A 25,962-nucleotide genomic window follows, 5' to 3' on the forward strand; every position below is an offset into this window, starting at 1 on the left:
GTTTTAGGTTGGAGAGGAGAAATTTCACGCACATGGCTCAAGAAAAGGCTTCCGTTCAATTTGTGAAGGGCGCGGCGATACTTGGAATTGCCGGTCTTGTCTCCAAGCTTTTAGGCGCTGTATACCGCATCCCATACCAAAACATTGCCGGAGATATCGGCTTGTACGTATATATGCAAGTATACCCGCTGTACACCGCGTTGTTAATTTTGGCGACGGCGGGTTTCCCCATTGCCATCTCCAAGATCGTCTCAGAGCGCGTCGCTGTCGGGGATGCGATCGGGGCGCGCAGGGCCTTTCGAGTAGCCAGTATATCGCTGGTCGTTCTCGGGATCTTTTTCTTCTTGCTGTTATATGGAGGGGCACCTATGATTGCCCGTATGATGGGTGATGAGCATTTGATTACCCCACTCCGAGCGGTAGCGTGGTCACTGCCGTTAGTGCCGATGGTTGCGATCTTGCGCGGTTATTTTCAGGGGCATCAAAATATGATGCCGACTGGCGTCTCTCAGGTTGCTGAGCAATTCATTCGCGTAATTTTCATTCTGGTTGCTGCATTCTGGGCGATGAACATGTATCAAGACCCTTATTTGGCTGGTACAGGTGCCGTTTTCGCTGCTTTTCCAGGTGCAATTGCTGCCATTCTCGTCTTGCTGTGGTATTGGAGAAAAGACAAGCAGATGGGGCTACATACAATCAAACAAGTGCAGCAATCAACCGTGCATTCGTGGACCAATCGTCAAATATTACGTCATCTCTTGACCTATGCCGTTCCGATTTGTATGGGCGCATTGGTTCTGCCACTTGTTCCGCTTGTAGACTCGATGACCGTCGTCAATATGCTGCAATGGAGCGGGACCCCGGAGGACTTGGCCAAGCTTTTGAAGGGTGCATTTGACCGTGGTCAGCCACTCATTCAGTTTGGTACGTTTTTCGCCACATCCTTGTCGCTGGCGTTAGTGCCTGCGATCAGTGAAGCTGTTGCCCAGCGTCAGCATCAATTGATCTCTCATCGTTCCGAAGTCGCGATTCGACTGACCTTCCTGTTGGGACTGCCTGCTTCCTTTGGACTTGCTCTGTTGGCGGAGCCGATCAACGTCATGCTTTACGGAGATAGTAACGGTACTGAGGCCCTCGCTGTACAGTCCTTCACGATTCTTTTCGCCACGGTGAGTATTGCCAGCGCGGGAATATTGCAAGGCTTGGGACGTGTCATGCGACCTGCCCGCAACCTGTTTATTGGTGTATTGGTGAAGCTCATCCTCAATCTGGCGCTCGTCCCGTTCTGGGGTATCTCTGGTGCAGCAGTGTCCACTGTTTTAGCTTATTTAGTCGCTATGGGACTTAACGTTCTAGCGGTCATCAAATACACGGGAGCACACATTGGATTCCGCCAAACGGTGAAAAGGCCATTCGTGTCCGTTGTGGTGATGTCGATTGTCGTGTTAATTATGGAGTGGCTCGCTATTACAGTGCTCGGCAGTGCCGGACTTTCAAATCGCTTGTTGTATACGCTGGTAGGCTTGATTGCTGTCGGTTCAGGAGCATTGGTCTATTTGCTGGCGCTTTTGAAAACAGGTGGACTCACGAGAAACGATATTCAATTCTTGCCAAAAGGAAAGCGAATTGCTTCGCTGTTAACGAAATATAAGCTACTCCCAGCGGAGAAAGCGAGAATGAACGAAAAGGAGGCGTGACAAGTGGAAATGAAGAATAAGACCATTACCGTAGTCGGTCTTGGTGCCGGAGATTTAGACCAGCTCCCTTATGGCATCTATCGTACGCTCAAAGCTGCCGAACAGCTGTATTTGCGCACGAAAGAGCATCCGGTCGTAGCCGAGTTGATCGCAGAAGGCATCACGATTGAGTCCTTTGACGATGTATATGAGCAGCACGATACGTTTTCCGATGTGTACACCGATATTGTAGAACGGCTTTTTTCACGGGTAAACGACGCAGGCAGTCTTGTCTATGCCGTGCCAGGTCATCCTTTGGTGGCGGAACGTACTGTGCAGCTATTGTTGGCAGAGGGACCAAACCGTGGTGTAGAAATCCAAATTGGCGGTGGACAGAGCTTTATTGATCCGTTGTTTGCCCGCCTACATATCGACCCGATCGAGGGATTCTCTTTGCTGGATGGGACGGCGCTCGCTGCTCATCAAGTATCACCGGGTCTGCATACGATTATCGCGCAAGTATACGATGCGTTTGTGGCCTCTGATGTGAAGCTGACCTTGATGGAAGTGCTGCCGGACGACTACGAGGTGACGGTAGCGACAGCCGTAGGGGTAGCGGGGCAAGAAATCATTGAGACAGTGCCGTTGTATGAACTGGACAGACTCGATCATTTCGGGAATTTGTCCCTGGTGTATGTACCGCCGACGAAGGACGAGAAGGTGTCGTACCGCCAATTCTCCTACTTGAAGGAGATCGTGGCGATCCTGCGCAGTCCGGATGGATGCCCGTGGGATCGCGAGCAAACACATCAAAGCATCCGCAAAAACTTGATTGAAGAGACGTATGAGGTATTGGAGACGATTGACGACGATGATCCAGATGCGATGTGTGAGGAGCTGGGTGATTTGTTGATGCAAATCATGCTGCATTCACAGATGGCAGCCGAAGACGGATATTTCTCGGTAGATGATGTTGTCGCAACGCTGAATGAAAAGCTAGTTCGCCGCCACCCACACGTATTCGGGGAAAAGAGCGCGAATGATTCCGAGGAAGCGCTGGCGAATTGGCAGGAGATCAAAGCACAGGAAAAGGCAGCAAAAGGCATCGATGTAACGGTTCAATCACAGCTGGCGGGAATACCGCGTGACTTGCCAGCACTGATGTACGCGTACAAGCTGCAGAAAAAAGCAGCTCAAGTCGGCTTTGACTGGGACGATATTGCAGACGTGTACAAAAAGGTAGAAGAGGAGTACCGCGAGCTGCAAGAAGCATCAGAGGAAGAACGTGCTGGCGAGCTGGGTGATTTGCTATTTGCGGTAGTCAATCTGGCGCGCTTCCTCGGGCTCGATCCGGAGGAAGCCCTCGCATTGACCAACAACAAGTTCAAGAAGCGCTTTTCCTATATTGAAGGCAAGCTACAAGAGGCGGGCCGTACCTTTGAGCAGACGGACCTGCAAGAGATGGACAAATGGTGGGAGGAAGCCAAACATGAGACTCGATAAATATTTGAAAGTGTCTCGACTGATCAAGCGACGCACACTCGCCAAAGAAGTGTGTGACAAACAGCGTGTGGAAATCAACGATCGCCCTGCAAAGGCGTCCAGTAACGTGAAAATCGGCGACAAGCTGGCGATCCGTTTCGGACAAAAAATCGTGTCGGTAAAAGTAGAGGACATCAAAGAAAACCCGCGGAAGGAAGAAGCAGCTTCGCTGTATACCGTTATTGGCGAAGTTCCCGTTCCGCGTGATGAAAAAGAAGAGGACGCCTACCTCAAAGGGTAATATTGTACGCGAAAAGAGACTGCCGGGATGGCAGTCTTTTTTTAGGCTTTTTTCCAATCGGAGGATATAATGAGAGTACCTAAGGCATTTCCGAAGGGATGTGTGCTGTATGCAACAAAATGGAGTTCGAATGGGTTACTTTTTGTCCATTTCGCTTCTGTTATCATCTATCCTGTACTTTTTTGCTTCGAACTGGCCACTCATGATTAGGGAGCAAAAGATCGGCGTCAGTGTGGCAATCCTGGTTCTTTTTTATTTATTATCCTATGGACTGCGTTTCATCAAACGACATTCGTTTTTGAGCAATTGGCTTCTGGTGGCTGGAGGCTTGGCTTTTGGGGTCAGTGTGGCTTTGTTGGGTCAAATTTACAATTCACATGCCGATAGCTATATGCTGTTCGTCGTATGGCTCATACCGAATTTGTTGTTCGCGATTTTCACGCGCTATCAGCCATTTTATGTCATCAGCTATGTCCTTGCTCATTTGGCGATTTACTTCTTTCTCCATCCTTCCGTCAATCATGTAGCGCGTGAAGACGAGTGGTGGTTCATGATGTTTTGGTTGATTACGTTGGGAAATATGGTCCTGTTCTGGTTAACCTCTACGGGGAAATGGCATTCCAAGCCGATCTACTACTTATCGTTTCTGACGTTTTCCGTCAGTCTTTTCGGTTCATCCTTCACCGAAGTGTATGGTCCGCTCCCTGAGCTTTTATATGTCCTGACGAGCGGGATTCTGTTTGTTACGTTTTTAAAATGGGTGCCGAGTCGCGGGTTTCTGATTGTGACGGCCTCGCTGCTCTCGCTGTTTGTACTCGTTAATTTTATATCCTACATGGTGAAGTATTTTTCAGAGAGCTTCTTTGTTTTGATGCTGCTGCTGACTGTACTTCTTGTTTGGGGAGCAGTTGCAGGGATTAATTGGCTGCGCAAGGAATCAGCGCATCAAAAAAGCAAATGGGTTGTGTTTTTTCAAGAGGCATTCACCGTTCTCGTCACCACTATCGCCGCATCCATTGGAGCCATTTCGATAGCAGGTCTGCTTTTTCTGATCATTGAAGAGGAAACGGTTATTGATTTGCTGTTTTTCCTTTCATTAATTGGCTTTATTGGCCCTGTGGTGTTTATGCGCGGGATGAATGCAACGGTACGATATACGCTGCTCACAATGGGGTATATATTGGGTGTCGGTTCAGTTCTGTTTTTAGAAGGAGCTTACTGGATCATTTTCCTGTTGGTCCTGTTATACGTGTGGAAAGCTGTCTCTGCCATTCCGGCGCGGCTTTTGACACAGCTGACCTTTTTAGTCGTCCTGGCTACGAAGCTGGATGAGTACCTGCCATCCTTTGAATATGTACTCTTAATCATCTTTGCTACGCAATTGGCGCTGCATTACGTAAAACAATTGCCAGTCGTATTGCAAAACAGTTCGTTGGTGTACGCCTTACTCTCGCTTTTGATCCTGACAGAGGAAGGCTTTCAATCGGGCTCCATGAATGTGGTCGTGAATCTGGCTTTTTTCGCAGTCAGCACGTATTTGTTGTACCGGACATTGCATCAGCAAAATAAGGTGAGGTTCGGAATCGTGCTCGGTTTCTGGTTTGCCTTTCTTCTCATGAAGTACTACGACATGCTATGGAGCTTGCTGCACAAGTCACTGAGCCTTCTTCTACTCAGCTTGGTGTTTTTCAGCGTTACCCTGTGGTGGGATCGAAGGGCGAAAATCGAGTGGTCGAAAAGCGAGCCTCCCCTTTTTGTGAGAAAAGCGCTTGTGTTGCTTCCTGTCATTTTGCTGCAATTTGCTTTGATTGGCTATCAAGTATGGAGCAGTGAGACGATCCTGGCCAACGGAAAAACGGTGAAGCTGGAGCTGGTCCCAATCGATCCGCGTTCGTTGCTGCAAGGTGATTACGTCAGACTTGGCTACACCATATCTACATTGGACCATGAACAGGTTGACTCAGGGGATAAGATTCGAGTCGTACTCCGCCAACAAGCAAATGGCTTGCACACCTACAGTGGCTTTTATGAGCTCAATGGTCGATGGAATCGGGCATACGATTCTCAGCCATCGGATGTGATCATTAATGGAAACACAATCGGTGGCAATCAAGTGGAATACGGCATAGAAAGCTATTTTGTCCCAGAAGGAACCGGACTTGAAGTCGAGCGGAATGCCAAATACGCTATCGTGAAAATTGGCGAGAAAGGCGATGCCATCCTGGAGAGCCTGTCCAACCAGTAGACATTTCTAAAGAAGAAGCTGCCTGTGTCATCGGGCAGCTTCTTTTGCGTGAGGAAAATCATTCGTTACCAGTCTGTAACCCTTTCCTGCCGAACATTTCCTATCATAGTAGGGAACTTTAGATAAGGAGGCGTTACCGTTGAACAAAAGCGTAAACAAAGGGATCTCAGTGCTGCTAGCGACTGCGGTACTGGCAAGTCCACTGATGCTTGAGCCAAAAGCGGCTTATGCTCTCTCTATCGAGGATGTTTCTGCAGACGATACACGTGTGGACAAGGAAACAGAATATACGATTGAGTTTGAAATCAATAAGGCCCTATCATCGGGCGACAGTATTTTCGTTAGGTTCCCATCTGAGTATTCGGTAGATAAAAAATTGAAAAAATCGGACGTCACGCTGGAAGATGACGACGATGACGAAATTTCGATCGACAGTGTACATGTAAGCAAGAATGTGGTCGAGATCGAAGTCGATGAAAAGATCAAAAAAGGCACTGTACTTACACTAACCATTGATAATATCACCAACCCGGAAGACAAGGGCAGCTACGAAATCGAAGTGAAAACAAGTGAGGAGACCAGCTACAGGGGTGAAAAGATTACGATCAGCAAGTCTTCGAGCAGTAGCAGCAGCAGTAGTAGCAAGGGTGACTTCGAGGCTTCTCCTAGCAGTAAAAATGCCGAGGACGCGATTTCCCTAACGCTCGGAAAATTTAATCTCTCCTCGAAAAGCAAGCTGAAAAAGGGCAAATACATTTATGTCAATTTCCCCTCCAAGGACATGCTGCCAAAGAGCATCAGCAAATCTGATGTGAAGGTAAACGGGTACAAACCGGATTACGTCTCAATTCTCGACAGTGACTCGGTTCGGATTGAGGTTCCGAGCGGTGCAGACGGAGATAGCTACATAAAGCTGGAGTTTACTTCTGCCGCGGGGATTGTAAACCCATCGAAGCCAGACAAGTACTATTCGTATGAAGTCGAATATGACAGCAAGGAATACAAGTCAAAAGATGTAGAGATTACAAACACAAGCCACACGCCATTCAGCGTTTCTTTGTCGGACAGTTCAGCGGGAGCGCGTACGAGCTATACATTTGATGTGGATCTTTCCTCCAAGCTGGGGTCGAACGCAGAAATCGAGGTCGAATTCCCAAGTGGGGTAACCGTTCCGCCGATTCTTACAAGCAACAGCGTTACCGTCAATGGTGCTCAAGTGACGAATGTAAGCGTGTTGGGAAATAAGGTTTATTTCCGCACGCCTTACGGATTCAGTAGCACGAACCGCGCGAGTATCAAGTTTGCATTCGAAGGCTACTTGACCACCCCGATAACTGCGGGAACCTATACCGTGACGGCCAAAATCGACAACAAGACCTATAAGTCGAAGGAATTTCAAGTTTCTGGAGTGACTCCACCAGTCGCTGTTGATAATACATTGGCAACGGTTGGGCTGACGAGAGCGACTGCCTCTACTCCTGCTGGTATTTCAATCGGTATCAAAGCCATGGGTGCTCCGATTGTTCGGAATCAGGGCTTCATTGAAGTCGTACTCCCAGTTGGCTTCCGTGTTCCAGCCTACTTGCCAGCGAACACAGTAACGGTGAACGGTGTGGCCGCTAGCTTTGTTGGTGTGCGCGGACAAAATCTGATTATTATTCCTGCCCAGGATATTCCGGCAAAAACAGCAGCTCAGGTCAATATCGCCGAGACAGCTGGCATTGTGAATCCGGCTACTCCAGGTGTATACAGTATTGGTGTCTACAACTCCGAGGAGAGAGGTCTGCTCTTCTCTCGTCCGGCGACCATCGTGGCGCTGAATGGCGTAAGCTTCAAGCAGAACGTCGCTTCCTTTACGAAGGCTGGTAAAACAACCGGACTCGCAGTGGCACCGTATACCGTAAATGGCAATACGTTGATGCCAACTACGTTTTTCCGTGATGCCCTCGGGTTTTCAATCAGCTACACGAAAACGACTGCAAAAGTCGTGAGCGGCAATACGGTCATGCAATTCAAGGTCGGTTCAAACGTAGCGACCGTCAATGGAAAAAATGTAACGCTGCCTGCAGCGGTTCAGCTGAAAAACAACGTTCCTACCCTGCCTCTGAAAACCATCACGGAGCGTACCGGTTACAAAATCATCTATGTGAACGGCAATTACACCGTTTACAAGTAAAGGCAGTCTGGCAAAAACCCCGTATGCATACGGGGTTTTCTTTTGTGAAAAACATCTCGATGTTTTTTCATAAGAGTTAATGCGACCGCTTGCGGTCACAACAAAAACGGTTTTGACCGTTTTTGTTCTATCAGGACATCCCTCCCCATACGATAGTACAAGAAGGGTACGTGAGGAGGGAGTAATCATGAACGATCACACGAGACGGCCACGTCATGAAGTCGTGATGATTAATCGTCGCAGCTTAGCGATTTCGGGAGTAAAAAACGTCGAAAGCTTTGACAGCGAAGAATTCCTCTTGGAGACGGACGGCGGCTTTTTAACCATACGAGGCCAAAACCTGCATATGAAAAATCTGAGTCTGGAAACCGGAGAAGTAGCGATCGAGGGGCTTGTTCACGAGATGGCCTATCTGGAGCAAGGGCAGGCCGGCGATCGGTCGAGAGGATTCTTCGGCAAGTTATTCAAGTGAACATCGTCATCCAGTTGCAGACGGTATTGGCCATGTCGACGTGTGGTGCACTGATGGGTATGGGATTCGATACGTACCATGTATTTAAGGGCAAGGCCAGACTGCCACTCTGGTTGGTCTTTTTCTTTGACATCCTATTTTGGGTGGGCAGTATGGGCGCTGTTTTCTTGATTTTGGTGAAAGTGAACGACGGGATTATTCGGTTTCCAATATTCTTTGGAATGATATTTGGCGCGTGGCTGTATTTCTTATTAGGTAGTAAGAAGTATATCCTTTTCTTGCACCGCATGATAAAATTCTGTCAGTGGTTTTACCGTACGGTCATAAATATTTTAGACATCCTGCTTGTACGTCCTGTGCTCTTTCTTTTCCGAGTGATCATCATGGTGCTGACATTTTTGTACTCCGTGTTGCTCGCGATCCTCGGCTTTTTGTGGAAAGTGACGCGTTTTGTCACCTCCCCTTTTGCCAGATGGGGTCAACATTTGGGGAAAAAAATGTATGGAAAAACAACAGGATTTTGGACCAATTGGAAGAATTGGTTTCACTCAAAGAGAAAACGGGAGTAGATTCGAGGTGGCGTACTGATGAAGGAAACAAGAACCTCTTCCATTAACCGAAAAGGGCAGAGAAGGAGAATGCGTCTCTTTTTCTTTGTGATCCTGTGCTTCTTCGTCTGGACTAGCTATACCTTGTTTTTGCAAAGTGGCGAGTTGTCCAAGAAGGAGGCAGAGCTGGAGGTCTTAAAGCAAGAATCAGCGGTCTTGCAGCAAAAGCAAGACGATCTGACCTATGAAGCAAGCCGGCTAAACGATCAGGATTACTTGGCAGAGCTGGTACGTAAGCGAATTTTGTTTACCAAGCAAGGCGAAAGCATCTATATCATTCCGGATTGAGTATACAGCTGATCTTCAACGAGAGGGAGGCATTCCGCGTCATGGAGATCGAGGTTGGGAGCATACTGGAAGGAAAAGTCACGGGTATCACCAAATTCGGAGCGTTTGTTCAGTTACCAGACGATGTCACCGGACTGGTGCATATTAGTGAAATTGCTGACGTCTACGTCCGGGACATCCATCAATTTTTAAAAATTGGTGATTCGGTAAAAGTAAAAGTCCTCAGCCTCCGTGAGGGCAAGATCGGGCTTTCTATCAAAAAAACAATGGAAAAGGAACGGCCACCCCGCTATCAGCGGGAGCGAAGGGAAGGCTTTGAAGAAAAGCTGAACCGCTTTTTGAAAGAAAGTGAAGACAGGCAGTCCTCCTTGAAGAAAAGCGTAGAGAAAAGGGGGCGCGGCCGGTCTTTTTGATTCGGAAAATTATGACTTTTCTTTCTTCACGAAAAGCGCACTTTGAATGTAAAATTAGGAAGGTCATTTCAAAGTCTTGACGAATAAAATATCCTAAGCCCGTTTCGCAAAGCGCGAATCACCTGTCAGCCGACGTTATCCGCCATAACGTCGGTTTTTTTTGTCCATTTGCGTTACTGAATTTGTCGCACGATTCTGTGAATATTCATTGGATTTTTGACAAATTTTACAATGCCCCCTCCGTATAATGGAGAAACACATTGACCAAGAACGGGGTGGAGCGAAATGATTGCGAACAAAAACGTAACACAAGCCGGACAGGCCTGGACGCGGCAAGTGTCCGATCGAATGGGTACCACTGCCCAAACGTGGGGAGAAAAAGTAGCAGATCTCATAGAGAAGTGGAATGTTCTCCCCATCCTCATGGGCTTCTTATTAGGACGAGCTCTCATCGTGGAAGAGCTAACTCCCTTTGCTATACCGTATTTCATTGTCATGTTTTACATTCGCCGAGATTGTTTGCTTGTCACGGGGATGGCTCTTATTATCGGCGCTTTTACCCAGTCGGTGCCTGTTGGACTGGAAACCACCTTGAGTGTGATACTTGCCTTGTTTGCCTGCAAGCTGATGAATAAAATGCGTAAAAAAGATTTTTCACGGACGCCTTTACTGGTTGTCGGGACGATTTTCATCAGCCGTCTGTTGTATGCGGTTCTAACCAATCAGGTAACGACTTACGAGCTCGTCATGGTGGCAGTAGAAGCGATTCTTGGCTTTGTACTGACGCTCATCTTCATCCAGTCCTTATCGATCATTCATTTGGCGAAGCCCTATGAGCCTCTCAAAAATGAAGAGATCGTTTCGTTAGTCATTTTACTGGCTTCCTTGATGACGGGTACTGTGGATTGGATGGTCGAGGGCATTTCGATGGAGCATGTACTTTCACGGTATTTGCTGCTCGTGTTTGCTTTTGTCGGTGGTGGCACGATCGGTGCGGCTGTTGGTGTGGTCACAGGTCTCATCCTCAGTCTGGCTAATGTGAGTGCTCTTTTACAAATCAATCTGCTCGCTTTTTCCGGTCTTCTTGCAGGCTTGCTGAAGGAAGGCGGCAAAGTGGGCGTATCCGCAGGATTGTTGATTGGTACGGCTATTCTTGCGATTTACGGTGGAGCAGAAGAGACACTCTACTTCTCCTTGATCGAAACCTCTCTGGCGATTGTTCTCTTCGTTCTGACCCCTGCTGCTCTTTGGAAAAAGGTAGCCCGATTTATCCCCGGGACTCCCGAGAATCTACAATCTCATCAAGAATACATGCGCAGAGTCCGCGATGTGACGGCGGGCAAAATCCAGCAATTCTCCGATCTATTTACGCAACTCTCCCATAGCTTTGCCCAGACAGCCGGTCCTGAAGAAATAGAAGAACAGGCCGATGCCTTTCTCAGCCGTGTATCTGAATTCACCTGCCAGAAATGCTGGAAAAAAGAACAATGCTGGGATAAAGATACGCAATCGACCTATGAGGGAATGCGCTTTTTAATGGAAAAAGTGTACGAGCACGGTACCTTGGCTGGTGTTACACCGCCACGTGATTGGGAGCGCAAGTGTGTCAAAACAGAAAAGGTCATGACTGTGATGGAGCAGGAATACGATCGTCAGCAATCGTTTGACCAACTGAAAAAGCAGATAAAGGAAAGCCGCATGCTCGTAGCCGACCAGCTATCTGGAGTCTCTCGGGTCATGAGTGATTTTGCCCGGGAAATACAGCGAGAGGGAATGGAGCTGAGCTTTCAGGAAAAGCAGGTCTCACAAGCATTGGAGGGCTTGGGTCTGTCAGTACGCCGCGTAGAAATACACAGCTTGGAAGAAGGCAAGGTCGATATCGAAATCAGTCAGCCGACTTGCTACGGCCGCGATGAATGCGCGAAGATCGTGGCTCCCATGCTCACGGAGATATTGGGAGAAAACATTGTTGTTCGCGAGCGGCATTGTGAAGCGCAAAAAGACGGTTCATGCACGATGTGCCTTGCTTCCGCCAAAACGTATGAGATCGATATCGGGGTCGCGGGTGCAGCCAAAGACGGCAAGCTGTTATCCGGTGACAGCTTCCGAACGATGGATTTGGGAAATGGAAAAATGGCGCTGGCAATCAGCGATGGAATGGGGAATGGCGAGCGGGCATCCATAGAGAGTCAATCCGCCCTCGATATGCTCCAGCAGCTCCTTCGTTCTGGTATGGATGAAAAAATTTCGATCAAAACGGTTAACTCCGTGCTTGCCCTGCGTTCCAAGGAGGAAATGTTCGCGACGGTGGACTTGGCTCTGATCGATTTACAGACCGCTCATACCCGTTTTGTAAAAATCGGCTCCACCCCAAGCTTTGTCAAAAGAAATAAAGACGTCATCACGATCACCGCCAACAACCTGCCAGTAGGGATTCTGGAAGAAATCGAGGTGGATGTCGTATCTCGTATGCTCAAGCCAGGTGATTTGCTCGTCATGATGTCCGATGGCATCTATGAGGCGCCGCGCCATATTGAAAACAGGCAAGCGTGGATGAAGCGAATTATCAGCGAATTGGAGACAAATGATCCACAGGAGGTCGCTGATTTATTATTGGAAAAAGTCATTCGCCAGCATTCTGGACAAATTGTTGATGACATGACCGTGTTGGTGGCGCGAATTGACCGCTTTGTACCGCAGTGGGCTGCCATCGCGGTGCATGGCATGGAGAAGCTCGAGCGGCCACGGATTGTGAGTTAGGAGTATGTTTTCTCTATTACCCGTCGATACTGTTGCTAAAAATACCCTGCGAAGTGAAGTGGATGAACGGTCGCTACACGGAGCTGGGACTGACAAAACAGATCGAATGGGGAGATTATTGTGAAAGAAGCGACACTTCGTCAAATACTGGTAGTGACAGACGGCTGCTCCAACTCGGGGATGAGTCCTGTTGCTGCGGCGGCACTGGCAAGGGAGCAAGGAATTACGGTTAATGTGATTGGCGTGATCGACAAGAGTGAGCTGGGTGAGAAAGGGGAGAAGGAAATCAGGGATATCGCGGAAGCAGGTGGTGGACTCTGCGACATCGTGTACCCCCAACAGCTTGCGCAAACGGTACAAATGCTGACGCGAAAAGCAATGACGCGCACTATTCATCAAGTGGTCAATAAAGAATTAAAAGAGATTTTGGGCGATTCCGGAATAGAGGAGCTGGCACCTGATAAAAGAGTGCAGGTTGCCGGAATGGTTGACGAGTTGGGTGAAAAAAGCAGCTTGAACGTCGTGATGCTGGTCGATACCTCAGGAAGTATGAAGCCAAAGCTGTCGGCTGTTCAGCAAGCGATACACGATTTCAGTATCAGTCTGCATTCACGGAGTGGACATAGCAGAATGGCGGTCGGTTCATTTCCGGGGAAACAAAAGCATCTCGATATCCGCATTCCGTGGACGGAAAAGGTCGAGCAGGCTCATCAAATTACGAGTGATTTGGCGATGAGCGGAATTACTCCAACAGGCCCCGCCATCGTAGAGGCAATTACCCTGTTTGAGCAGGACAAGCTCCCACGTTCGCTGCAAGAGCGTTACATCGACCAAGACGAAGAGGACGACTCGAACGGAATGCTGCGTGACCATGTCTTTTAAGGCAGCCACCCCCGACCTGCCCAAGCACTTTACAGGCAAATGGAACAAAAAATCGTACCACGTCTTACGGGAGTTGGGGCGTGGTGCAAACGGGACCGTGTATCTGGTATCCCAAGGTGGCGTACAGCGCGCGGTTAAGGTCGGCGTGGAAGGCATAGATATTTTAATGGAAGTGAATGTGTTGAAAAGCACACAGCAGGGGCGGGATTCCAAAGTGGGACCGCTCCTGTGCGACGTAGACGATCTCGTTGTAAATGGGAAGGCGTGTACGTTTTATGCCATGGAGTATCTTCAAGGCTTACAATTGGATGAATATATCAAGCAAGAGGGTACGGATTGGGTGGCGGTGATGATGGTTCAATTGCTGGCACGACTGGATGTTTTGCACCAGCATGGCTATATTTTTGGTGATTTGAAACCGCAGAATGTGATGGTTACCCAAACGGACAAGCAGGTACGCTTGATTGATTTCGGTGGAGTGACCAAGCTGGGCAACGCTGTTCGGCAGTTTACAGAAGAATACGATCGAGCTTTTTGGCACGCAGGTGATAGACGGGCTGAAGTAAGTTATGACCTGTTCTCGACAGCCGTGATGATGGTGCGTCTGACGGTTGGACCGGAAACGTGGAAAAACAGCCTTGGTGACCCACGTCACACGATATTACTCTGTGATATAATACGAAAAAGTGACAGCCTGTACCCGTACCGGGAGCCTTTATTGAAGGCGTTTCATGGTAAGTTTGCGACAGCAAAAGAAATGCGGGCGGAGCTGTTGGCGGTCTTGCGAGATAGCATGAGCGCCAAACCGCAAAAGCCGCAAAAGAAAACGCGGACGAAAGGGAACGCAGGGGCGGGCATTAGTGGTCTTTTTGTCGCTTCGTTACTCCTATTGGCTGGCACTTTGTATTACGCATGGTTTATGTGAAGGATGTGACGGTTCGTGTCCTCAGATTTGGTGATGGATACTTGCTTGTTGGCAGGCTCGATTATTTTGAAAAACGGTGGAGAGACTTACCGGACGGAAGAGACAATGGCATTGATCGCGAAGGCAGCGGGGATGGATGACGTCAACAGCTCGGCTACGCCTACAAGCATCATCCTGTCCTTTCGTTGCAGTGGACTGGATCATACAAGAATGGTTCGTACCCCCAAACGTACGACCAACCTCAATAAAATTACGCTCGTGAATGATGTTTCCCGACAGTTTGTCGGTGGGAAAATTAATTTGGAGCAAGCCTATCGGACGCTGCGTGAGATCGATCAGAAAAAGCAGATCTATCCGAAATGGTTACAGCATCTAGCAGCCGCTACGGCCAGCGGCTCCTTTGCTATGCTTGCAGGGGGAGATTGGGGCAGTCTGGTTCCTTCTGCGATGGCCGGGTTGATTGTGAACCTGAGCCAGGAATATTTAGAACAGTTTGTCCGGATGAAGTTTTTTACTGAGTTCTCTGCCGCTTTACTAGGAGGACTTTTCGCATTGTTGACCGTGACGGTCTTTCCGCAGTTGCATTTAAGCATCATTATTATTGGTGCGATGCTTCCGTTGTTTCCGGGGATCGCCATCACTAACTCGCTTCGGGATCTGATGGCTGGTGATTTGGTTGCAGGTGTTTCACGCGGAGTAGAAGCCATGCTGACAGCTGTCTCCGTAGCGGTAGCCACAGCCATTATTCTTTCGTTTACGAGGTGAGTACGATGTTGTTAAAAGGATTGGCGCTTAGCTTCGCCTCTTCAGTAGCGTGGTGTGTGCTGTTCAATGTGCCGGTTCGAACAATCGTAGCGGCTGGTTTTGCTGGAGTGATCGGTTTTCTCGTCTACTCGATTCTTCCTATCTACGGTGCAGAGGTCTTGTTGTCGACGTTTGTTTCGGCTGCTGCTGTCTCTTTGCTCAGCCAGCTCTTATCTATTATACTGCGAGTTCCTTCTACGAATTTTAGCGTCGCGGGAATTATTCCACTGGTACCGGGATCGTTGGCTTACAAAGCCATGCTTGCTTTTGTAAACAACGATTATGTCGGAGGGATTACCCAGGCGACCAAGACATTGATGGTGGCCGGAGCCATTGCTTCTGGACTTATATTTGGAATTTCGGTTCTGACGATTTGGAAAGGAGCCCGCTATGCTGGCAAGCGTGCGCAACGAGATTGAGTCTGAGGGGCTGTTGCTTCCTGGTGAGACCGTTGTCGTCGGAATATCCGGTGGCAACGATTCTACCGCACTGTTGCACATATTGGCTTCTCTCAATAAACAATACCAGTATCATTGGAAGCTCCATGCTGTCCATCTGAACCACGGCTTTCGTGGGGAAGAAGCAAGGCAGGACGCACTCTATGCAGAAGAGCTGTGTCGTCAGCTCGGCGTAGATTTTCATCTGTTTGAATATGACGTTCCCGCATATATGGAAAAAACGGGACTAGGCGGGCAAGAAGCAAGCCGTGACATTCGCTATCGGCTGTATCGAGAGGTAGGTCTGGATCAGGGAGCGACCAAGCTGGCATTGGCCCATCATGCTGACGATCAGGTGGAAACGATTCTTTTTCGTTTTGTGCGAGGCAGCAGGTTGCATGGATTGACAGGGATGCCGAAGCGAAGAATGCTTGAGGGTTGCCCGATTGAGCTCGTGCGTCCGCTCCTGCATAAAACCCGTCAAGAACTGGAAGGCTACTGTCGGGAACATCAACTCGTACCCCGTGAGGATAGCAGCAACCAATCGCGCAAATATACGCGCAATCTGCTGCGTCTGGATGTCATGCCCCTATTGGAAAAAGTGAATGACAAGTATCGGGAGCATATTTTGGCTACCGCAGAGGCAATCCGTCAGGACGAAGCGCTTTTAACGAGGCTGGCGATTGAGCATTTGAAAGAGGTAACGATTGAGAAAAAACCTGAAGCATTTTTGATGGACAATGACAAGTTTCAAACTTGTGACGTTGCTTTACAAAGGAGAATGATTACTCTAATATTAAGTTATCTCTCAAAACATACCGAATGGTCTTCGCAACACGTGGAGACCGTTTTGCACATGCTAGGGGGAAGTCGCCCTTCTGCGGAATTGCATTTGCCGAATGACCTGGTAGTCGACCGGGTGTACGGGCGAATCACTTTTCGTCGTAGAAAGCGACAGGATCGCATACATACGTATAGTTACGAGCTCGCCGTTCCCGGTGTAACCTGGATCGACGAGAGCAAGGCCACGGTACATATTACTTACCTGGAAGGTCCCATGGATTGGGAGCGACTCCCGGCGAATGAAGCAGTCTTTGATGCCGATCAGTTGCCAGGATCGCTGTATTTGCGTAACCGAAAACCTGGAGACCGCATCACCCTGTTTGGCTCAGCAGATGGAAAGAAGCTAAAGGATTTATTGATTGATGCCAAATTTCCGCGAGCATGGCGTGACAGACTTCCGCTTTTGACGGCGGGCGATGAGGTGATTTTGGTACCAGGTGTGCGCCGTTCCGCCGTAGCGCCTGTCAATGGACAGACCAGGCGTTTTCTACACGTGCGGGTAGAGTTTGGAGAAGATTGGCGGGAGGTTTTTTCATGAATCAAGACATCGAGAAGATTTTGCTATCAGAAGAGGATATTGCGGGTAAAGTTCGAGAATTGGGTGAGACGCTGGCTGCAGAATACAAGGATAAAAATCCATTGGTCATCTGCGTACTGAAAGGCGCAGTCATTTTCATGGCTGATCTGATTCGTCACATGAACATTCCGTGCGAAATGGACTTCATGGCAGTTTCCAGCTACGGAAGTGGAACAGAGTCCTCTGGCATGGTGAAAATCTTGAAGGATCTCGATACATCTGTAGAAAACAGACACGTACTGGTTGTAGAAGACATCATGGACAGTGGACTGACGCTGAGCCGCTTGGTAGAGCTGTTGCGCCATCGGGAAGCTGCTTCTGTAAAAGTGGTGACTCTCTTGAACAAACCAGAGCGTCGCAAGGTGGATATTTCACCGGATTACAAGGGTTACGATGTTCCAGACGAATTCGTTGTGGGATATGGCTTGGACTATGCCGAGCACTACCGTAATCTGCCTTATATCGGTGTATTGAAGCCTGAGGTCTACACGAAGTAGGTTTGTTGTGGAGACCGTACTTTCTATGATAAAATGTGAAAAGTGTCTGTTCGTGAGAGGAGGTAAGGAATGAATCGCTTTTTTCGTAATACCGGGTTCTACCTACTGATTTTTCTTGTCACGGTCGGGATCGTGAATTTCATCCTCTCCGGTACTGATAAGGTTGGGAAACTTACATATCAGGAATTCCGGGTACAGCTAAAAGCTGACAACGTCACTGAGTTGGCGCTTCGACCAGAGAATGGTACTTACAGGGTTGAGGGTACGTTGGCAAAAGCTATTCCGGGACAGGAAAGCAACAAATTTTTTACCAATGTTCCTTTGTATGATTCAGATGTTGTAAAGCTAGTCGAAGAGAAAATTGATGCGCAAAAGATGAAGAATGTAGCGTTCAATCCTGCGGAGGGCAACAGCATTTGGCTCACGTTCTTGACCTCAATCATTCCTTTTGTCATCATCTTCATCCTGTTTTTCTTTCTTCTGAACAATGCCCAAGGTGGCGGAAGCCGAGTAATGAACTTCGGTAAAAGCCGCGCCAAGCTTTACAACGAAGAAAAGAAACGCGTTACCTTTGACGACGTAGCAGGAGCGGACGAAGAAAAGGCTGAGCTGGAGGAAGTCGTTGATTTCCTGAAAGACAACCGTAAGTTCAATGCGGTTGGCGCTCGTATTCCAAAAGGGGTACTGCTCGTAGGTCCTCCAGGTACAGGTAAAACCTTGCTCGCTCGCGCTGTTGCAGGCGAAGCTGGTGTGCCGTTCTTCAGTATCTCCGGTTCTGACTTCGTGGAAATGTTCGTTGGGGTGGGTGCATCCCGCGTACGTGACCTGTTTGAAAATGCTAAGAAAAATGCTCCTTGCATTATCTTTATTGACGAGATTGACGCCGTGGGTCGTCAACGCGGAGCTGGACTCGGCGGCGGCCACGACGAACGCGAGCAAACTCTCAACCAGTTGCTCGTAGAGATGGACGGTTTTGGTGGAAACGAAGGGATCATCATGATCGCTGCGACCAACCGACCTGACATTCTCGACCCGGCTCTCTTGCGTCCGGGACGTTTTGACCGTCAAATTACAGTTGATCGTCCTGATATCAAAGGCCGTGAAGCGGTGCTCAAGGTTCATGCCCGCAATAAGCCGATTGGCGAAGACGTGAAGCTGGACGTGATTGCTCGTGGTACATCGGGCTTCACGGGCGCAGACTTGGAGAACTTGCTGAACGAAGCGGCTCTCTTGACTGCCCGCAGAAACAAAAAGCAAATCACCATGACAGAAGTAGATGAAGCGATTGACCGCGTGATTGCAGGTCCAGCGAAGAAGTCTCGCGTCGTGAGCGAAGACGAACGCCGTCTGGTTGCTTTCCACGAAGCTGGTCATACGATCATCGGATACCACCTGAGAAATGCAGAAATGGTACATAAGGTAACAATCATTCCGCGCGGCCAAGCTGGCGGATACACCGTGATGCTGCCGAAAGAAGACCGTTTCTTTGCTACCAAACAAGACCTGCTCGACAAAATCGTCGGTCTGTTGGGTGGACGTGTTGCGGAGGAATTGGTGCTCGGGGATATTAGTACCGGGGCGCATAATGACTTCCAGCGCGCGACTGCTATCGCTCGTAGCATGATTACCGAATACGGAATGAGCAAGCTCGGACCGATGCAGTTCGGTAAGAGTCAAGGACAGGTATTCCTGGGCCGCGACTATGGCAACGAGCGTAACTACTCCGATAAGATTGCCTACGAGATCGATCTCGAAATGCAAAATATTATCAACGAGTGCTACGAAAAGTGTACAGAATTGCTGACGAAGCACCGTGATCAGCTCGATCTGATTGCGAACACGCTGCTCCGTGTAGAGACTCTCGATGCTGAGCAGATCAAGCAATTGATCGAAACAGGTAAAATGGATAACGATCCAGATGCTAATAAAGATGTGGTCGTGAACATTCAACCGAAGCTGGAAGAAGTAGAAGTAAAAGAAGAACCAAAGCAAGAAGATACAAACGAAGAACCGAAACAATAAGGGGCGCCTCAGGTGCCCTTTTTTGCAATATCGGAAAGTATAAATATTGTGGGTGTTTAGCTCCTAAGTTTTAAAGGTGTCGATGAACCAATAAAGCTAGTGAGAAGAAAAAGCACAGGGCTCGTAGACCTTGACAGGCCACCCCAGTCGGAACTTAAAAANNGAACTGTGCTTTTTCTTCTCTTCCACTATGGTGACTCAAATTCAAAGCGAATGAGAGGGATTGGATATGTTGCTTACACCAGGCATGGCTGCATTTGACATGGATGGAACCTTACTGACTCACGATTCAAAGCTGACAGAAGGAACGAAAGAAGCACTTCGCCAATTGCAACAGCAAGGCTGCAAACTCGTTTTATCTACGGGCAGGATGTATGGCTCCGCTCAAATTCCGATTGATTCCTTTCCTTTTGACGGCTTTGTCTGTAGCAATGGCGGGGCTGTTTTCGAAGGGGATGGCACGCTGGTCCGTCGATGGCTCCTTCCTACTGAGATGGTAATCGGTGCGATCCATGCCCTGAGGCAAGAAACGATTTATTATGAGCTTCATGATACCAACAGCAATCGCTGGATGATCAAAGAAGACCGTGAACGTTTGGAAGCGACCATAAGCGAGGACGCATCAGTGGAAGGGTTCTCTATCTTGAATTTTCCTTACTACAGGCTCGCACGCGTAGAGCCATTGGCAGAGATGCTGGAAAAAGTAGAGTCCGGGGGAGTAGAGATCGTCAAGTTCTTCATCTGGCATCATGACCCGGATCGTCTGGAGTGGGTGAAAAAGCAGCTGAAGCCTTGGAGCGAGCAAGTGACCATCACTTCATCTGGAAAGCAGAATGTCGAAGTAATTCCTCAAGGGGTTTCCAAATGGGAAGGGCTTCAATACTTCTGTGAGAAATGGGGAATCTCCCCGGAGAAAGTAATGGCATTTGGCGATGCAGAAAACGATCGTGAGGCGTTAACGGGCGCAGGATATTCCGTCGCGATGGAAAATGCTTCTGACGAGATCAAGCAGGTGGCCAAATATATCGCCCCGCACCACAATGAGGAAGGCGTAGCCCGCTTTATTCGGGAGCGTGTTCTCGGAGAAAAAGGCGAGTAAGAGAATGAAAAAGCAGAAGCTGCGTCTGTAACAGGCCGACTTCTGCTTTTTTCGTTCTAAAATGTACCACGTTGACAAGGTGAGGTTATACGCTTACAATGACCGTAAAATTATGACACCACCGTAGGGGGATTTTTTCCATGGACGCTTTAGCGTTAGAAAAAAAAGCCCAGCGCAACGCTGAGTTACGTGAACGACTGCTGCAGCTGAAGAAAGAGCGTAATGCCATCATTCTTGCTCACTTTTACCAACGTCCCGAGATTCAAGAGGTCGCTGACTTCATTGGCGATTCCTTTGGATTGGCGCAGAAAGCAAAAGAAACGGATGCCGATGTGATTTTGTTCTGTGGGGTTCATTTTATGGGGGAAAGTGCAAAAATTCTCAATCCCCAGAAGACCGTCATTATTCCCGATGAACGGGCTGGCTGTCCGATGGCGGACATGGTGAACGTAGACGGGCTCCGCAAGCTCAAAGCACAGCATCCAAATGCAAAGGTAGTGGCTTACATCAATACTTCTGCGGATGTGAAAGCAGAAACCTACATCTGCTGTACGTCGTCCAACGCGAAGCGCGTGATCGAGTCGATTGACAGCGATGAGATCATTTGGGTGCCGGACAAAAACCTCGGTCACTATGTATCCCAATTCACGGACAAGAAAATGATTATTTGGGAAGGGTACTGCAACACGCATGACCAACTGTCTGTAGAAGACATCATGACGTTGAAGCAGCAGCACCCAGAGGCTGTGGTAGTCGTTCATCCGGAATGCCGCCCAGAAGTGGTATCCCTGGCTGACTACGTTGGTTCCACGACCGGAATTTTGAAATACTGCCGTGAGTCTTCGCACAAAGAGTTTATTATCGGAACGGAAGACGGCACGCGCTACATGCTGGAAAAGGACAGTCCGGACAAAACGTTCATTTTCGCTTCCAAGTACCTCGTTTGCCCGAATATGAAGGTGAACAACCTGAAAAAGTGCGTCGAGGCGCTGGAGAATATGAAGCCGGAGATTTTTGTTCCGAAGGATGTTGCTGATGCGGCACGTGCTTCGTTGGAGCGCATGCTTGCGGTAGCGCCTGCTTAATTGCAAAAAGGGAGTAGAGCGCAGGGGCTTTACTCCCTTTTTCTATTAGGAGGCTTTGGTTAAGGGCTGGATGTCTTTTCGTCGGTAAATGTTCAGGGCGAGTCCAATCAATGCCATCTGCAATACGGTATGCACGATTCCAAAGCCAACGAATGGTAGATTCACAGCGATAGGGGGAGCCAGACCGACAGTCATGAAAATACCCCAGAAAAACGGCGTGAAAACGAGTACAATCATACCGGATAACAGCAAGGATCCGTATACATCTTTTACTCGTCTAATGGTCTGAAGCAAACGAAGCAACAGCAAGACGCCCAGGATGAAAAAGGCTATCCCTACAATTGGTCCAAAGATATACACCATGTAGGCAAAAATATAGTCAGACTCAAGGGCAGGCAATGCATCATCTAGAGAGGCACCGAAGCCTTGTCCCCATAAGGTAGCTGACTGGATGGCTTTCAAGGATTGATTGGTGATATATCCTCTTCCATCCGGTTCGAGGTACGTATTCAGGAAGTGAAATAGACGATCTAGCTGATAAGGTTGAGCGAACAGGTAAACCATCCCTCCGACAAACGCGAAAACCATAGCGAGGTAGCTCATTATAACAAGTTTTTTAGGCACAGCGGCAATCATGAGGGCGATGTAGCCACCGACATATAAGAGAACGGCAAATTCGTATTCGCCTAACATGAGAAGTAGGCACGGGGGGAGGAAGTACGAAATCAGTTTTACGATGGTGTAGCGATTGTGCTCCTTCCAGTCGGTGAAAATTCCTGCGAGGGCTACGATGAACAGGAAGGGACTGATTCCAATGAAATGGAGTTGAGAATCTCCGATGTCCAAATACTGAATACCGGCTATAGGTCTCCCTGCGTGCAGTGTATATAAGAGTAAGGTCATCGTGCCGAAATACAGAATCTTACTATATCTCTTTAATTTACTGTAATCCCAAAAGAGAATCGCCACGAGGACGACTGTTCCGATTATGATTCCGACCAGTTGTCTACCGATCAAATTGCGACTATCTTCTACAATATGAAGAGAATACAGGGTAACCAGCCCGATAGCGAGTAGGATTCCCACAATCGAAACAATTCCCCACTCCATCCGCGGCTTATGCGCTTGATGCAGATGCCGCCCGACATCAACAGGATCACCCATCTCCGCAATCGCAATCCGCGTCGCTTCATCTTCCCCATACCCAGCCTCGCGATAATCCTCGATCTTTTCAGCGAAATGATTCTCCAATTCCAGCCTAATCGCTGCATGAACCTCTTTGTTTTTAATCTGACCGCAAACCTCTTTTATGTAATGCGTAATCCGTTTATTTCCGTTCATGTAGGCTGCCCTCCCAACACGGAGTCAACAGCGGTACGGAAAGATTCCCACTCCTGTTTCTTTTCTTTCAGATGCTTCTTGCCTTCGCGGGTGATTTGATAATATTTGCGTTTTCGCTCTCCTTCACCTTCGCTCCAAAACGCCTCAACCTTTCCTTCAGACTCAAGGGTATGAAGAATGGGGTAGAGGGTGCCCTCCTTGAGAGAGAGCACACCGCTCGAGCTAGTTTCCATCGTCTTGATCATCTCATAGCCATACATCGCCTTTTGTTCCAGCAAGGTAAGAATGAGAATGACCGTACTGCCTTTCATCAACTCTTTATTAACTGCCATAGCTACCTCCTTATACCTCGGATTTCGATACCTCGAATATCTATGTATCATTCTATTCCATAAAAGGGAAAAAAGAAAGACCTCCTCGTCGGGAAGTCTTGTTATCTGTGTTTAGGAAGGCATCGGGGTAGGAGTTGGTTTTCCGTAGCCTTGCCCGTAGGTTTGGTCTATATAGGTACGAATTTCTTTTATAGATTTGCCTTCTTCTTTCAGCTTGCCGGAAATAACGGCGATTTCCATGCATACGCCGCAGCGAGTGCCGTGGTCATCCCAGACAATGGAGCCATCAGATTTTTCTTCTTTGATGAAGCAGTTGCCATTATGCCCGTGTCCAGCACTTTCACCACAACCACAATAGCAGGGAATGGATTTGAGCAACTCACGATTTGCGGCAGCAACTTTGTAGGATTGGATAATAACAGGGTCTTGGTTGTCTAAAAATTTTGGCAGCTGATCAGCGGAAGCAGTCAATTCCTGCAAGTCTCCATTGGGGGCGTGCTGCGTGTGATCGCTATGATTCTGTTCAGCTTGATCAGTAGAGCCACAGCCAGTTAGCAGAGCTGCGGTGATAAAAGTAATGGCTAACCATGATTTACGTTTCATCTTGGACATACCTCCTGCCAGTTATTTTATCATAATGCGATGGAGAAATTGTGAAGCTGGGAGAGAAGATGTGTGCGTATAATGTTTAAATCGGAATAAATCCTATTTACTTTTTGGGCTCCTCTCCGTATAATGAAAAACGACGAGAACGTAAATCGGAATCATTTTGAATTGAATCAGGAGGAAATATAGATGAAAAGAGCTATGTTGGCAGCCCTCAGTTTCATTACGGCAGTGGGGCTAGTGGGATGTGGAGCAGCGAACGAAACGGCTGGTACTCCGCAAACTGGCGGTGACGCGTCCGGGAAGCCAAAAGTATACACGACGATTTATCCATTGGAATATGTAGCGAAGCGAATCGGCGGTGAACACGTGGAGGTAACGAATCTGGTTCCCGCTGGCGTAGAGCCTCACGACTACGAACCAACCGCAAAAGACATGGTCGCTCTGTCTGGAGCAGATATTTTTGCCTATAACGGCAGTGGTTTGGAGCTGTGGGTAGAGAAGGCTGTAACCAACCTCGACAAAAACAAAACAACGATCGTTAATGCGACGGAAGGTCTCGAGCTGATTCGTACAGCTGAGCATGAGCATGAAGGAGAAGGACACACAGAAGAAGGTCACGCAGAAGAGGCAGGACATGACCACGGGGATATGGACCCTCATGTATGGCTCGATCCGATGCAACTGAAGGCACAGGCAGAGAAGGTCAAAAATACACTCGTGCAAAAGGATCAGGCGCATGCTGCTGATTATGAAAAGAACTACACACAATTAGCAACAGACCTGGAACAGCTGGATAAAGAGTTCAAAGACATGGTTACGCAAGCGCCGAAGAAAGAATTCATGGTTTCTCATAGCGCATTCAGCTATCTGGCAAAACGCTACGGGCTGGAGCAAGTAGCGATCTCAGGGGTTAATCCTTCTGATGAGCCATCTACAACAGAGTTGAAGAGCTTGGTGGAGCATGTAAAGGAACACAACATTTCTTATGTGCTGTTCGAGACGTTAGTTTCTCCGAAGGTAGCGGAAGTGATTGCGAAGGAAGCGGGCGTGAAGACAGCCACACTCAATCCGTTGGAAGGTTTGACGGAAGACGATGTGAAGGCAGGCCGTGATTACTTGTCCATTATGCGCGACAATATGAATACATTGAAGACTGCACTCCAATAAGCTTTCCCTCGAAAAGATGTCGCTTGCCAGGCGGCATTTTTTCATTTATTAGTAGGATGCTTGTGGTTCGGGCAAAATCGTAGTACGATGAAGGGAAGCAAATAAGAACAAATCCGATTTAAGGGATGGATATTTCATGGAACCACATAAACAAGAGGTGCCAGTCATTAAGCTCACAGGCGTCTCCTTTCAATATGAAGACAAACAGGTTCTCGATGAGGTTGAATTCACACTGGAACGAGGAGACTTTGTGGGCATCGTCGGGCCGAACGGATCAGGAAAATCTACGCTGATGAAGCTGATTTTGGGTCTGTTAATGCCAAACAAAGGGACAGTGGAGCTGTTCGGGCAACCGCTATCCAAGTTTCGCGAATGGAACCGCGTTGGATACGTCGCTCAACAAGTCGCTCATGGAGCGGGTGGATTTCCGGCGACAGTGCGAGAAGTCGTGTCATCTGGATTGGTCGGCAAAATAGGCCTTTTCCGCAGACTGACGAAACAGCATCATGAGAGTGTACGGGCTGCGGTAGAGCGTGTTGGCTTGCTGGAGAAGCTGGATCAACGCATCGGCAACTTGTCCGGCGGGCAATTACAGCGCGTATTCATAGCGCGAGCTCTCGTGGCTGAACCGGAGCTGTTGATCCTCGATGAGCCTACAGTCGGTGTCGATCAGGAATCGATTGATCAATTTTACAGCTTGCTTCGTTCGCTGAAGGAAGAGAACGGATTGACGATGATGATCGTCAGCCACGATGTGGGAGTCATGTCGCAATGGGTGACCAAGGTGGCTTGTGTGCAGAAGAAAATTCACTTCCACGGAACGGCGCACGATTTTGAGCATAACCAAGAAAAAATCTTGCAAAGTATGTACGGTGATTCGGTCAGACTGCTGTCTCATCATCATTAAGCTTTGTAAATGGG

Annotated in this window: 24 protein-coding genes; 21 read left to right on the forward strand and 3 right to left on the reverse strand. The window is 48.4% G+C overall.

The features are described from left to right. The first annotated feature begins 32 nt into the window (after positions 1 to 32). From C7R94_RS23805 to nadA, 19 genes are all read left to right on the forward strand, one after another. A complete protein-coding gene (locus tag C7R94_RS23805; RefSeq protein WP_106785214.1) occupies positions 33 to 1,697 on the forward strand; it encodes a putative polysaccharide biosynthesis protein in 1,665 nt (554 codons plus the stop codon). Between the two features lie 9 nt (positions 1,698 to 1,706). Further along, positions 1,707 to 3,179 carry a bifunctional methyltransferase/pyrophosphohydrolase YabN gene (gene yabN / locus C7R94_RS23810; protein ID WP_197238004.1) on the forward strand — a complete coding sequence of 491 codons (1,473 nt, stop codon included), beginning with the start codon at positions 1,707 to 1,709 and terminating at the stop codon, positions 3,177 to 3,179. After that, the gene (locus tag C7R94_RS23815; protein WP_012683879.1) at positions 3,166 to 3,459 is read left to right on the forward strand and encodes an RNA-binding S4 domain-containing protein; all 294 of its coding nucleotides are present in this window, start codon (positions 3,166 to 3,168) and stop codon (positions 3,457 to 3,459) included. Before yabN ends, C7R94_RS23815 begins: the two co-directional genes overlap by 14 nt. A 109-nt stretch (positions 3,460 to 3,568) precedes the next feature. After that, the gene (locus C7R94_RS23820; protein ID WP_106785216.1) at positions 3,569 to 5,704 is read left to right on the forward strand and encodes a GDYXXLXY domain-containing protein; all 2,136 of its coding nucleotides are present in this window, start codon (positions 3,569 to 3,571) and stop codon (positions 5,702 to 5,704) included. Between the two features lie 139 nt (positions 5,705 to 5,843). Continuing rightward, positions 5,844 to 7,880: a copper amine oxidase N-terminal domain-containing protein gene (locus C7R94_RS23825; RefSeq protein WP_106785217.1), complete on the forward strand. Its 2,037-nt coding sequence runs from the start codon at positions 5,844 to 5,846 to the stop codon at positions 7,878 to 7,880. 187 nt (positions 7,881 to 8,067) lie between these two features. Further along, the gene (yabP, locus tag C7R94_RS23830; protein WP_007726414.1) at positions 8,068 to 8,352 is read left to right on the forward strand and encodes a sporulation protein YabP; all 285 of its coding nucleotides are present in this window, start codon (positions 8,068 to 8,070) and stop codon (positions 8,350 to 8,352) included. Beyond that, positions 8,349 to 8,921: a spore cortex biosynthesis protein YabQ gene (yabQ, locus tag C7R94_RS23835; protein WP_047074490.1), complete on the forward strand. Its 573-nt coding sequence runs from the start codon at positions 8,349 to 8,351 to the stop codon at positions 8,919 to 8,921. The genes yabP and yabQ overlap by 4 nt, the downstream gene beginning before the upstream one ends. A gap of 18 nt (positions 8,922 to 8,939) precedes the next feature. Next, positions 8,940 to 9,248: an FtsB family cell division protein gene (locus tag C7R94_RS23840; RefSeq protein ID WP_106785218.1), complete on the forward strand. Its 309-nt coding sequence runs from the start codon at positions 8,940 to 8,942 to the stop codon at positions 9,246 to 9,248. A 41-nt stretch (positions 9,249 to 9,289) separates the two neighbouring features. Next, entirely contained in the window at positions 9,290 to 9,661 is a 372-nt protein-coding gene (locus C7R94_RS23845) for a S1 RNA-binding domain-containing protein (RefSeq protein ID WP_106785219.1), read from the forward strand. 285 nt (positions 9,662 to 9,946) lie between these two features. Further along, positions 9,947 to 12,421: a stage II sporulation protein E gene (gene spoIIE, locus C7R94_RS23850; protein ID WP_106785220.1), complete on the forward strand. Its 2,475-nt coding sequence runs from the start codon at positions 9,947 to 9,949 to the stop codon at positions 12,419 to 12,421. Positions 12,422 to 12,541: 120 nt separating this feature from the next. Next, entirely contained in the window at positions 12,542 to 13,303 is a 762-nt protein-coding gene (locus C7R94_RS23855) for a VWA domain-containing protein (protein ID WP_106785221.1), read from the forward strand. Continuing rightward, complete coding sequence (locus tag C7R94_RS23860; protein ID WP_233220645.1) at positions 13,293 to 14,228, forward strand: serine/threonine protein kinase; 936 nt, start codon at positions 13,293 to 13,295, stop codon at positions 14,226 to 14,228. Before C7R94_RS23855 ends, C7R94_RS23860 begins: the two co-directional genes overlap by 11 nt. Positions 14,229 to 14,243: 15 nt before the next feature. Further along, the gene (locus tag C7R94_RS23865; RefSeq protein ID WP_047074500.1) at positions 14,244 to 14,993 is read left to right on the forward strand and encodes a threonine/serine exporter family protein; all 750 of its coding nucleotides are present in this window, start codon (positions 14,244 to 14,246) and stop codon (positions 14,991 to 14,993) included. Positions 14,994 to 14,998: 5 nt separating this feature from the next. Continuing rightward, positions 14,999 to 15,451 (forward strand): threonine/serine exporter family protein, encoded by a 453-nt coding sequence (locus C7R94_RS23870; protein ID WP_106785223.1) that lies wholly within the window; start codon positions 14,999 to 15,001, stop codon positions 15,449 to 15,451. Next, entirely contained in the window at positions 15,423 to 16,850 is a 1,428-nt protein-coding gene (gene tilS / locus C7R94_RS23875) for a tRNA lysidine(34) synthetase TilS (protein WP_106785224.1), read from the forward strand. The genes C7R94_RS23870 and tilS overlap by 29 nt, the downstream gene beginning before the upstream one ends. After that, positions 16,847 to 17,386 (forward strand): hypoxanthine phosphoribosyltransferase, encoded by a 540-nt coding sequence (hpt, locus tag C7R94_RS23880; RefSeq protein ID WP_106785225.1) that lies wholly within the window; start codon positions 16,847 to 16,849, stop codon positions 17,384 to 17,386. The genes tilS and hpt overlap by 4 nt, the downstream gene beginning before the upstream one ends. 69 nt (positions 17,387 to 17,455) lie before the next feature. Beyond that, the gene (gene ftsH / locus C7R94_RS23885; RefSeq protein WP_106785226.1) at positions 17,456 to 19,408 is read left to right on the forward strand and encodes an ATP-dependent zinc metalloprotease FtsH; all 1,953 of its coding nucleotides are present in this window, start codon (positions 17,456 to 17,458) and stop codon (positions 19,406 to 19,408) included. Positions 19,409 to 19,637: 229 nt separating this feature from the next. Next, complete coding sequence (locus tag C7R94_RS23890; RefSeq protein ID WP_106785227.1) at positions 19,638 to 20,507, forward strand: HAD family hydrolase; 870 nt, start codon at positions 19,638 to 19,640, stop codon at positions 20,505 to 20,507. Positions 20,508 to 20,647: 140 nt separating this feature from the next. After that, positions 20,648 to 21,592 carry a quinolinate synthase NadA gene (gene nadA, locus C7R94_RS23895; protein WP_017246967.1) on the forward strand — a complete coding sequence of 315 codons (945 nt, stop codon included), beginning with the start codon at positions 20,648 to 20,650 and terminating at the stop codon, positions 21,590 to 21,592. Positions 21,593 to 21,637: 45 nt separating this feature from the next. On the opposite strand, the gene C7R94_RS23900 is transcribed toward nadA, so the two are convergent. The 3 genes from C7R94_RS23900 to C7R94_RS23910 all read right to left on the reverse strand — a co-directional run bounded on the left by C7R94_RS23900 (position 21,638) and on the right by C7R94_RS23910 (position 23,868). Continuing rightward, a complete protein-coding gene (locus C7R94_RS23900) occupies positions 21,638 to 22,933 on the reverse strand; it encodes an FtsW/RodA/SpoVE family cell cycle protein (protein ID WP_106785228.1) in 1,296 nt (431 codons plus the stop codon). After that, on the reverse strand, positions 22,930 to 23,265 hold the full coding sequence (locus tag C7R94_RS23905) for a PadR family transcriptional regulator (protein ID WP_106785229.1): 336 nt from the start codon (positions 23,263 to 23,265) through the stop codon (positions 22,930 to 22,932). The genes C7R94_RS23900 and C7R94_RS23905 overlap by 4 nt, the downstream gene beginning before the upstream one ends. 111 nt (positions 23,266 to 23,376) lie before the next feature. Next, complete coding sequence (locus C7R94_RS23910) at positions 23,377 to 23,868, reverse strand: PCYCGC domain-containing protein (RefSeq protein WP_106785230.1); 492 nt, start codon at positions 23,866 to 23,868, stop codon at positions 23,377 to 23,379. 192 nt (positions 23,869 to 24,060) lie between these two features. Between C7R94_RS23910 and C7R94_RS23915 the strand changes: the two genes are divergently transcribed. Beyond that, positions 24,061 to 25,041, forward strand: coding sequence for a metal ABC transporter substrate-binding protein (locus C7R94_RS23915; protein WP_106785231.1), 981 nt, complete (start codon positions 24,061 to 24,063; stop codon positions 25,039 to 25,041). A gap of 136 nt (positions 25,042 to 25,177) precedes the next feature. After that, complete coding sequence (locus C7R94_RS23920) at positions 25,178 to 25,948, forward strand: metal ABC transporter ATP-binding protein (RefSeq protein ID WP_106785232.1); 771 nt, start codon at positions 25,178 to 25,180, stop codon at positions 25,946 to 25,948. The last annotated feature ends 14 nt before the right edge of the window (positions 25,949 to 25,962 follow it).

It is taken from the genome of Brevibacillus sp. NRRL NRS-603, assembly GCF_003013445.1.
Lineage (GTDB): Bacteria > Bacillota > Bacilli > Brevibacillales > Brevibacillaceae > Brevibacillus > Brevibacillus formosus.

Bases quoted from the DNA above. Each gene is read 5' to 3' on its own strand.
- C7R94_RS23845 (WP_106785219.1), top strand. From the start codon at position 9,290: ATGGAGATCGAGGTTGGGAGCATACTGGAAGGAAAAGTCACGGGTATC.
- nadA (WP_017246967.1), top strand. From the start codon at position 20,648: ATGGACGCTTTAGCGTTAGAAAAAAAAGCCCAGCGCAACGCTGAGTTA.
- ftsH (WP_106785226.1), top strand. From the start codon at position 17,456: ATGAATCGCTTTTTTCGTAATACCGGGTTCTACCTACTGATTTTTCTT.
- C7R94_RS23910 (WP_106785230.1), bottom strand. From the start codon at position 23,868: ATGAAACGTAAATCATGGTTAGCCATTACTTTTATCACCGCAGCTCTG.
- C7R94_RS23805 (WP_106785214.1), top strand. From the start codon at position 33: ATGGCTCAAGAAAAGGCTTCCGTTCAATTTGTGAAGGGCGCGGCGATA.
- hpt (WP_106785225.1), top strand. From the start codon at position 16,847: ATGAATCAAGACATCGAGAAGATTTTGCTATCAGAAGAGGATATTGCG.
- C7R94_RS23900 (WP_106785228.1), bottom strand. From the start codon at position 22,933: ATGAACGGAAATAAACGGATTACGCATTACATAAAAGAGGTTTGCGGT.
- C7R94_RS23870 (WP_106785223.1), top strand. From the start codon at position 14,999: ATGTTGTTAAAAGGATTGGCGCTTAGCTTCGCCTCTTCAGTAGCGTGG.
- C7R94_RS23860 (WP_233220645.1), top strand. From the start codon at position 13,293: ATGTCTTTTAAGGCAGCCACCCCCGACCTGCCCAAGCACTTTACAGGC.
- C7R94_RS23840 (WP_106785218.1), top strand. From the start codon at position 8,940: ATGAAGGAAACAAGAACCTCTTCCATTAACCGAAAAGGGCAGAGAAGG.
- yabN (WP_197238004.1), top strand. From the start codon at position 1,707: ATGAAGAATAAGACCATTACCGTAGTCGGTCTTGGTGCCGGAGATTTA.
- C7R94_RS23815 (WP_012683879.1), top strand. From the start codon at position 3,166: ATGAGACTCGATAAATATTTGAAAGTGTCTCGACTGATCAAGCGACGC.
- C7R94_RS23915 (WP_106785231.1), top strand. From the start codon at position 24,061: ATGAAAAGAGCTATGTTGGCAGCCCTCAGTTTCATTACGGCAGTGGGG.
- spoIIE (WP_106785220.1), top strand. From the start codon at position 9,947: ATGATTGCGAACAAAAACGTAACACAAGCCGGACAGGCCTGGACGCGG.
- yabP (WP_007726414.1), top strand. From the start codon at position 8,068: ATGAACGATCACACGAGACGGCCACGTCATGAAGTCGTGATGATTAAT.
- tilS (WP_106785224.1), top strand. From the start codon at position 15,423: ATGCTGGCAAGCGTGCGCAACGAGATTGAGTCTGAGGGGCTGTTGCTT.
- C7R94_RS23920 (WP_106785232.1), top strand. From the start codon at position 25,178: ATGGAACCACATAAACAAGAGGTGCCAGTCATTAAGCTCACAGGCGTC.
- C7R94_RS23905 (WP_106785229.1), bottom strand. From the start codon at position 23,265: ATGGCAGTTAATAAAGAGTTGATGAAAGGCAGTACGGTCATTCTCATT.
- C7R94_RS23890 (WP_106785227.1), top strand. From the start codon at position 19,638: ATGTTGCTTACACCAGGCATGGCTGCATTTGACATGGATGGAACCTTA.
- C7R94_RS23820 (WP_106785216.1), top strand. From the start codon at position 3,569: ATGCAACAAAATGGAGTTCGAATGGGTTACTTTTTGTCCATTTCGCTT.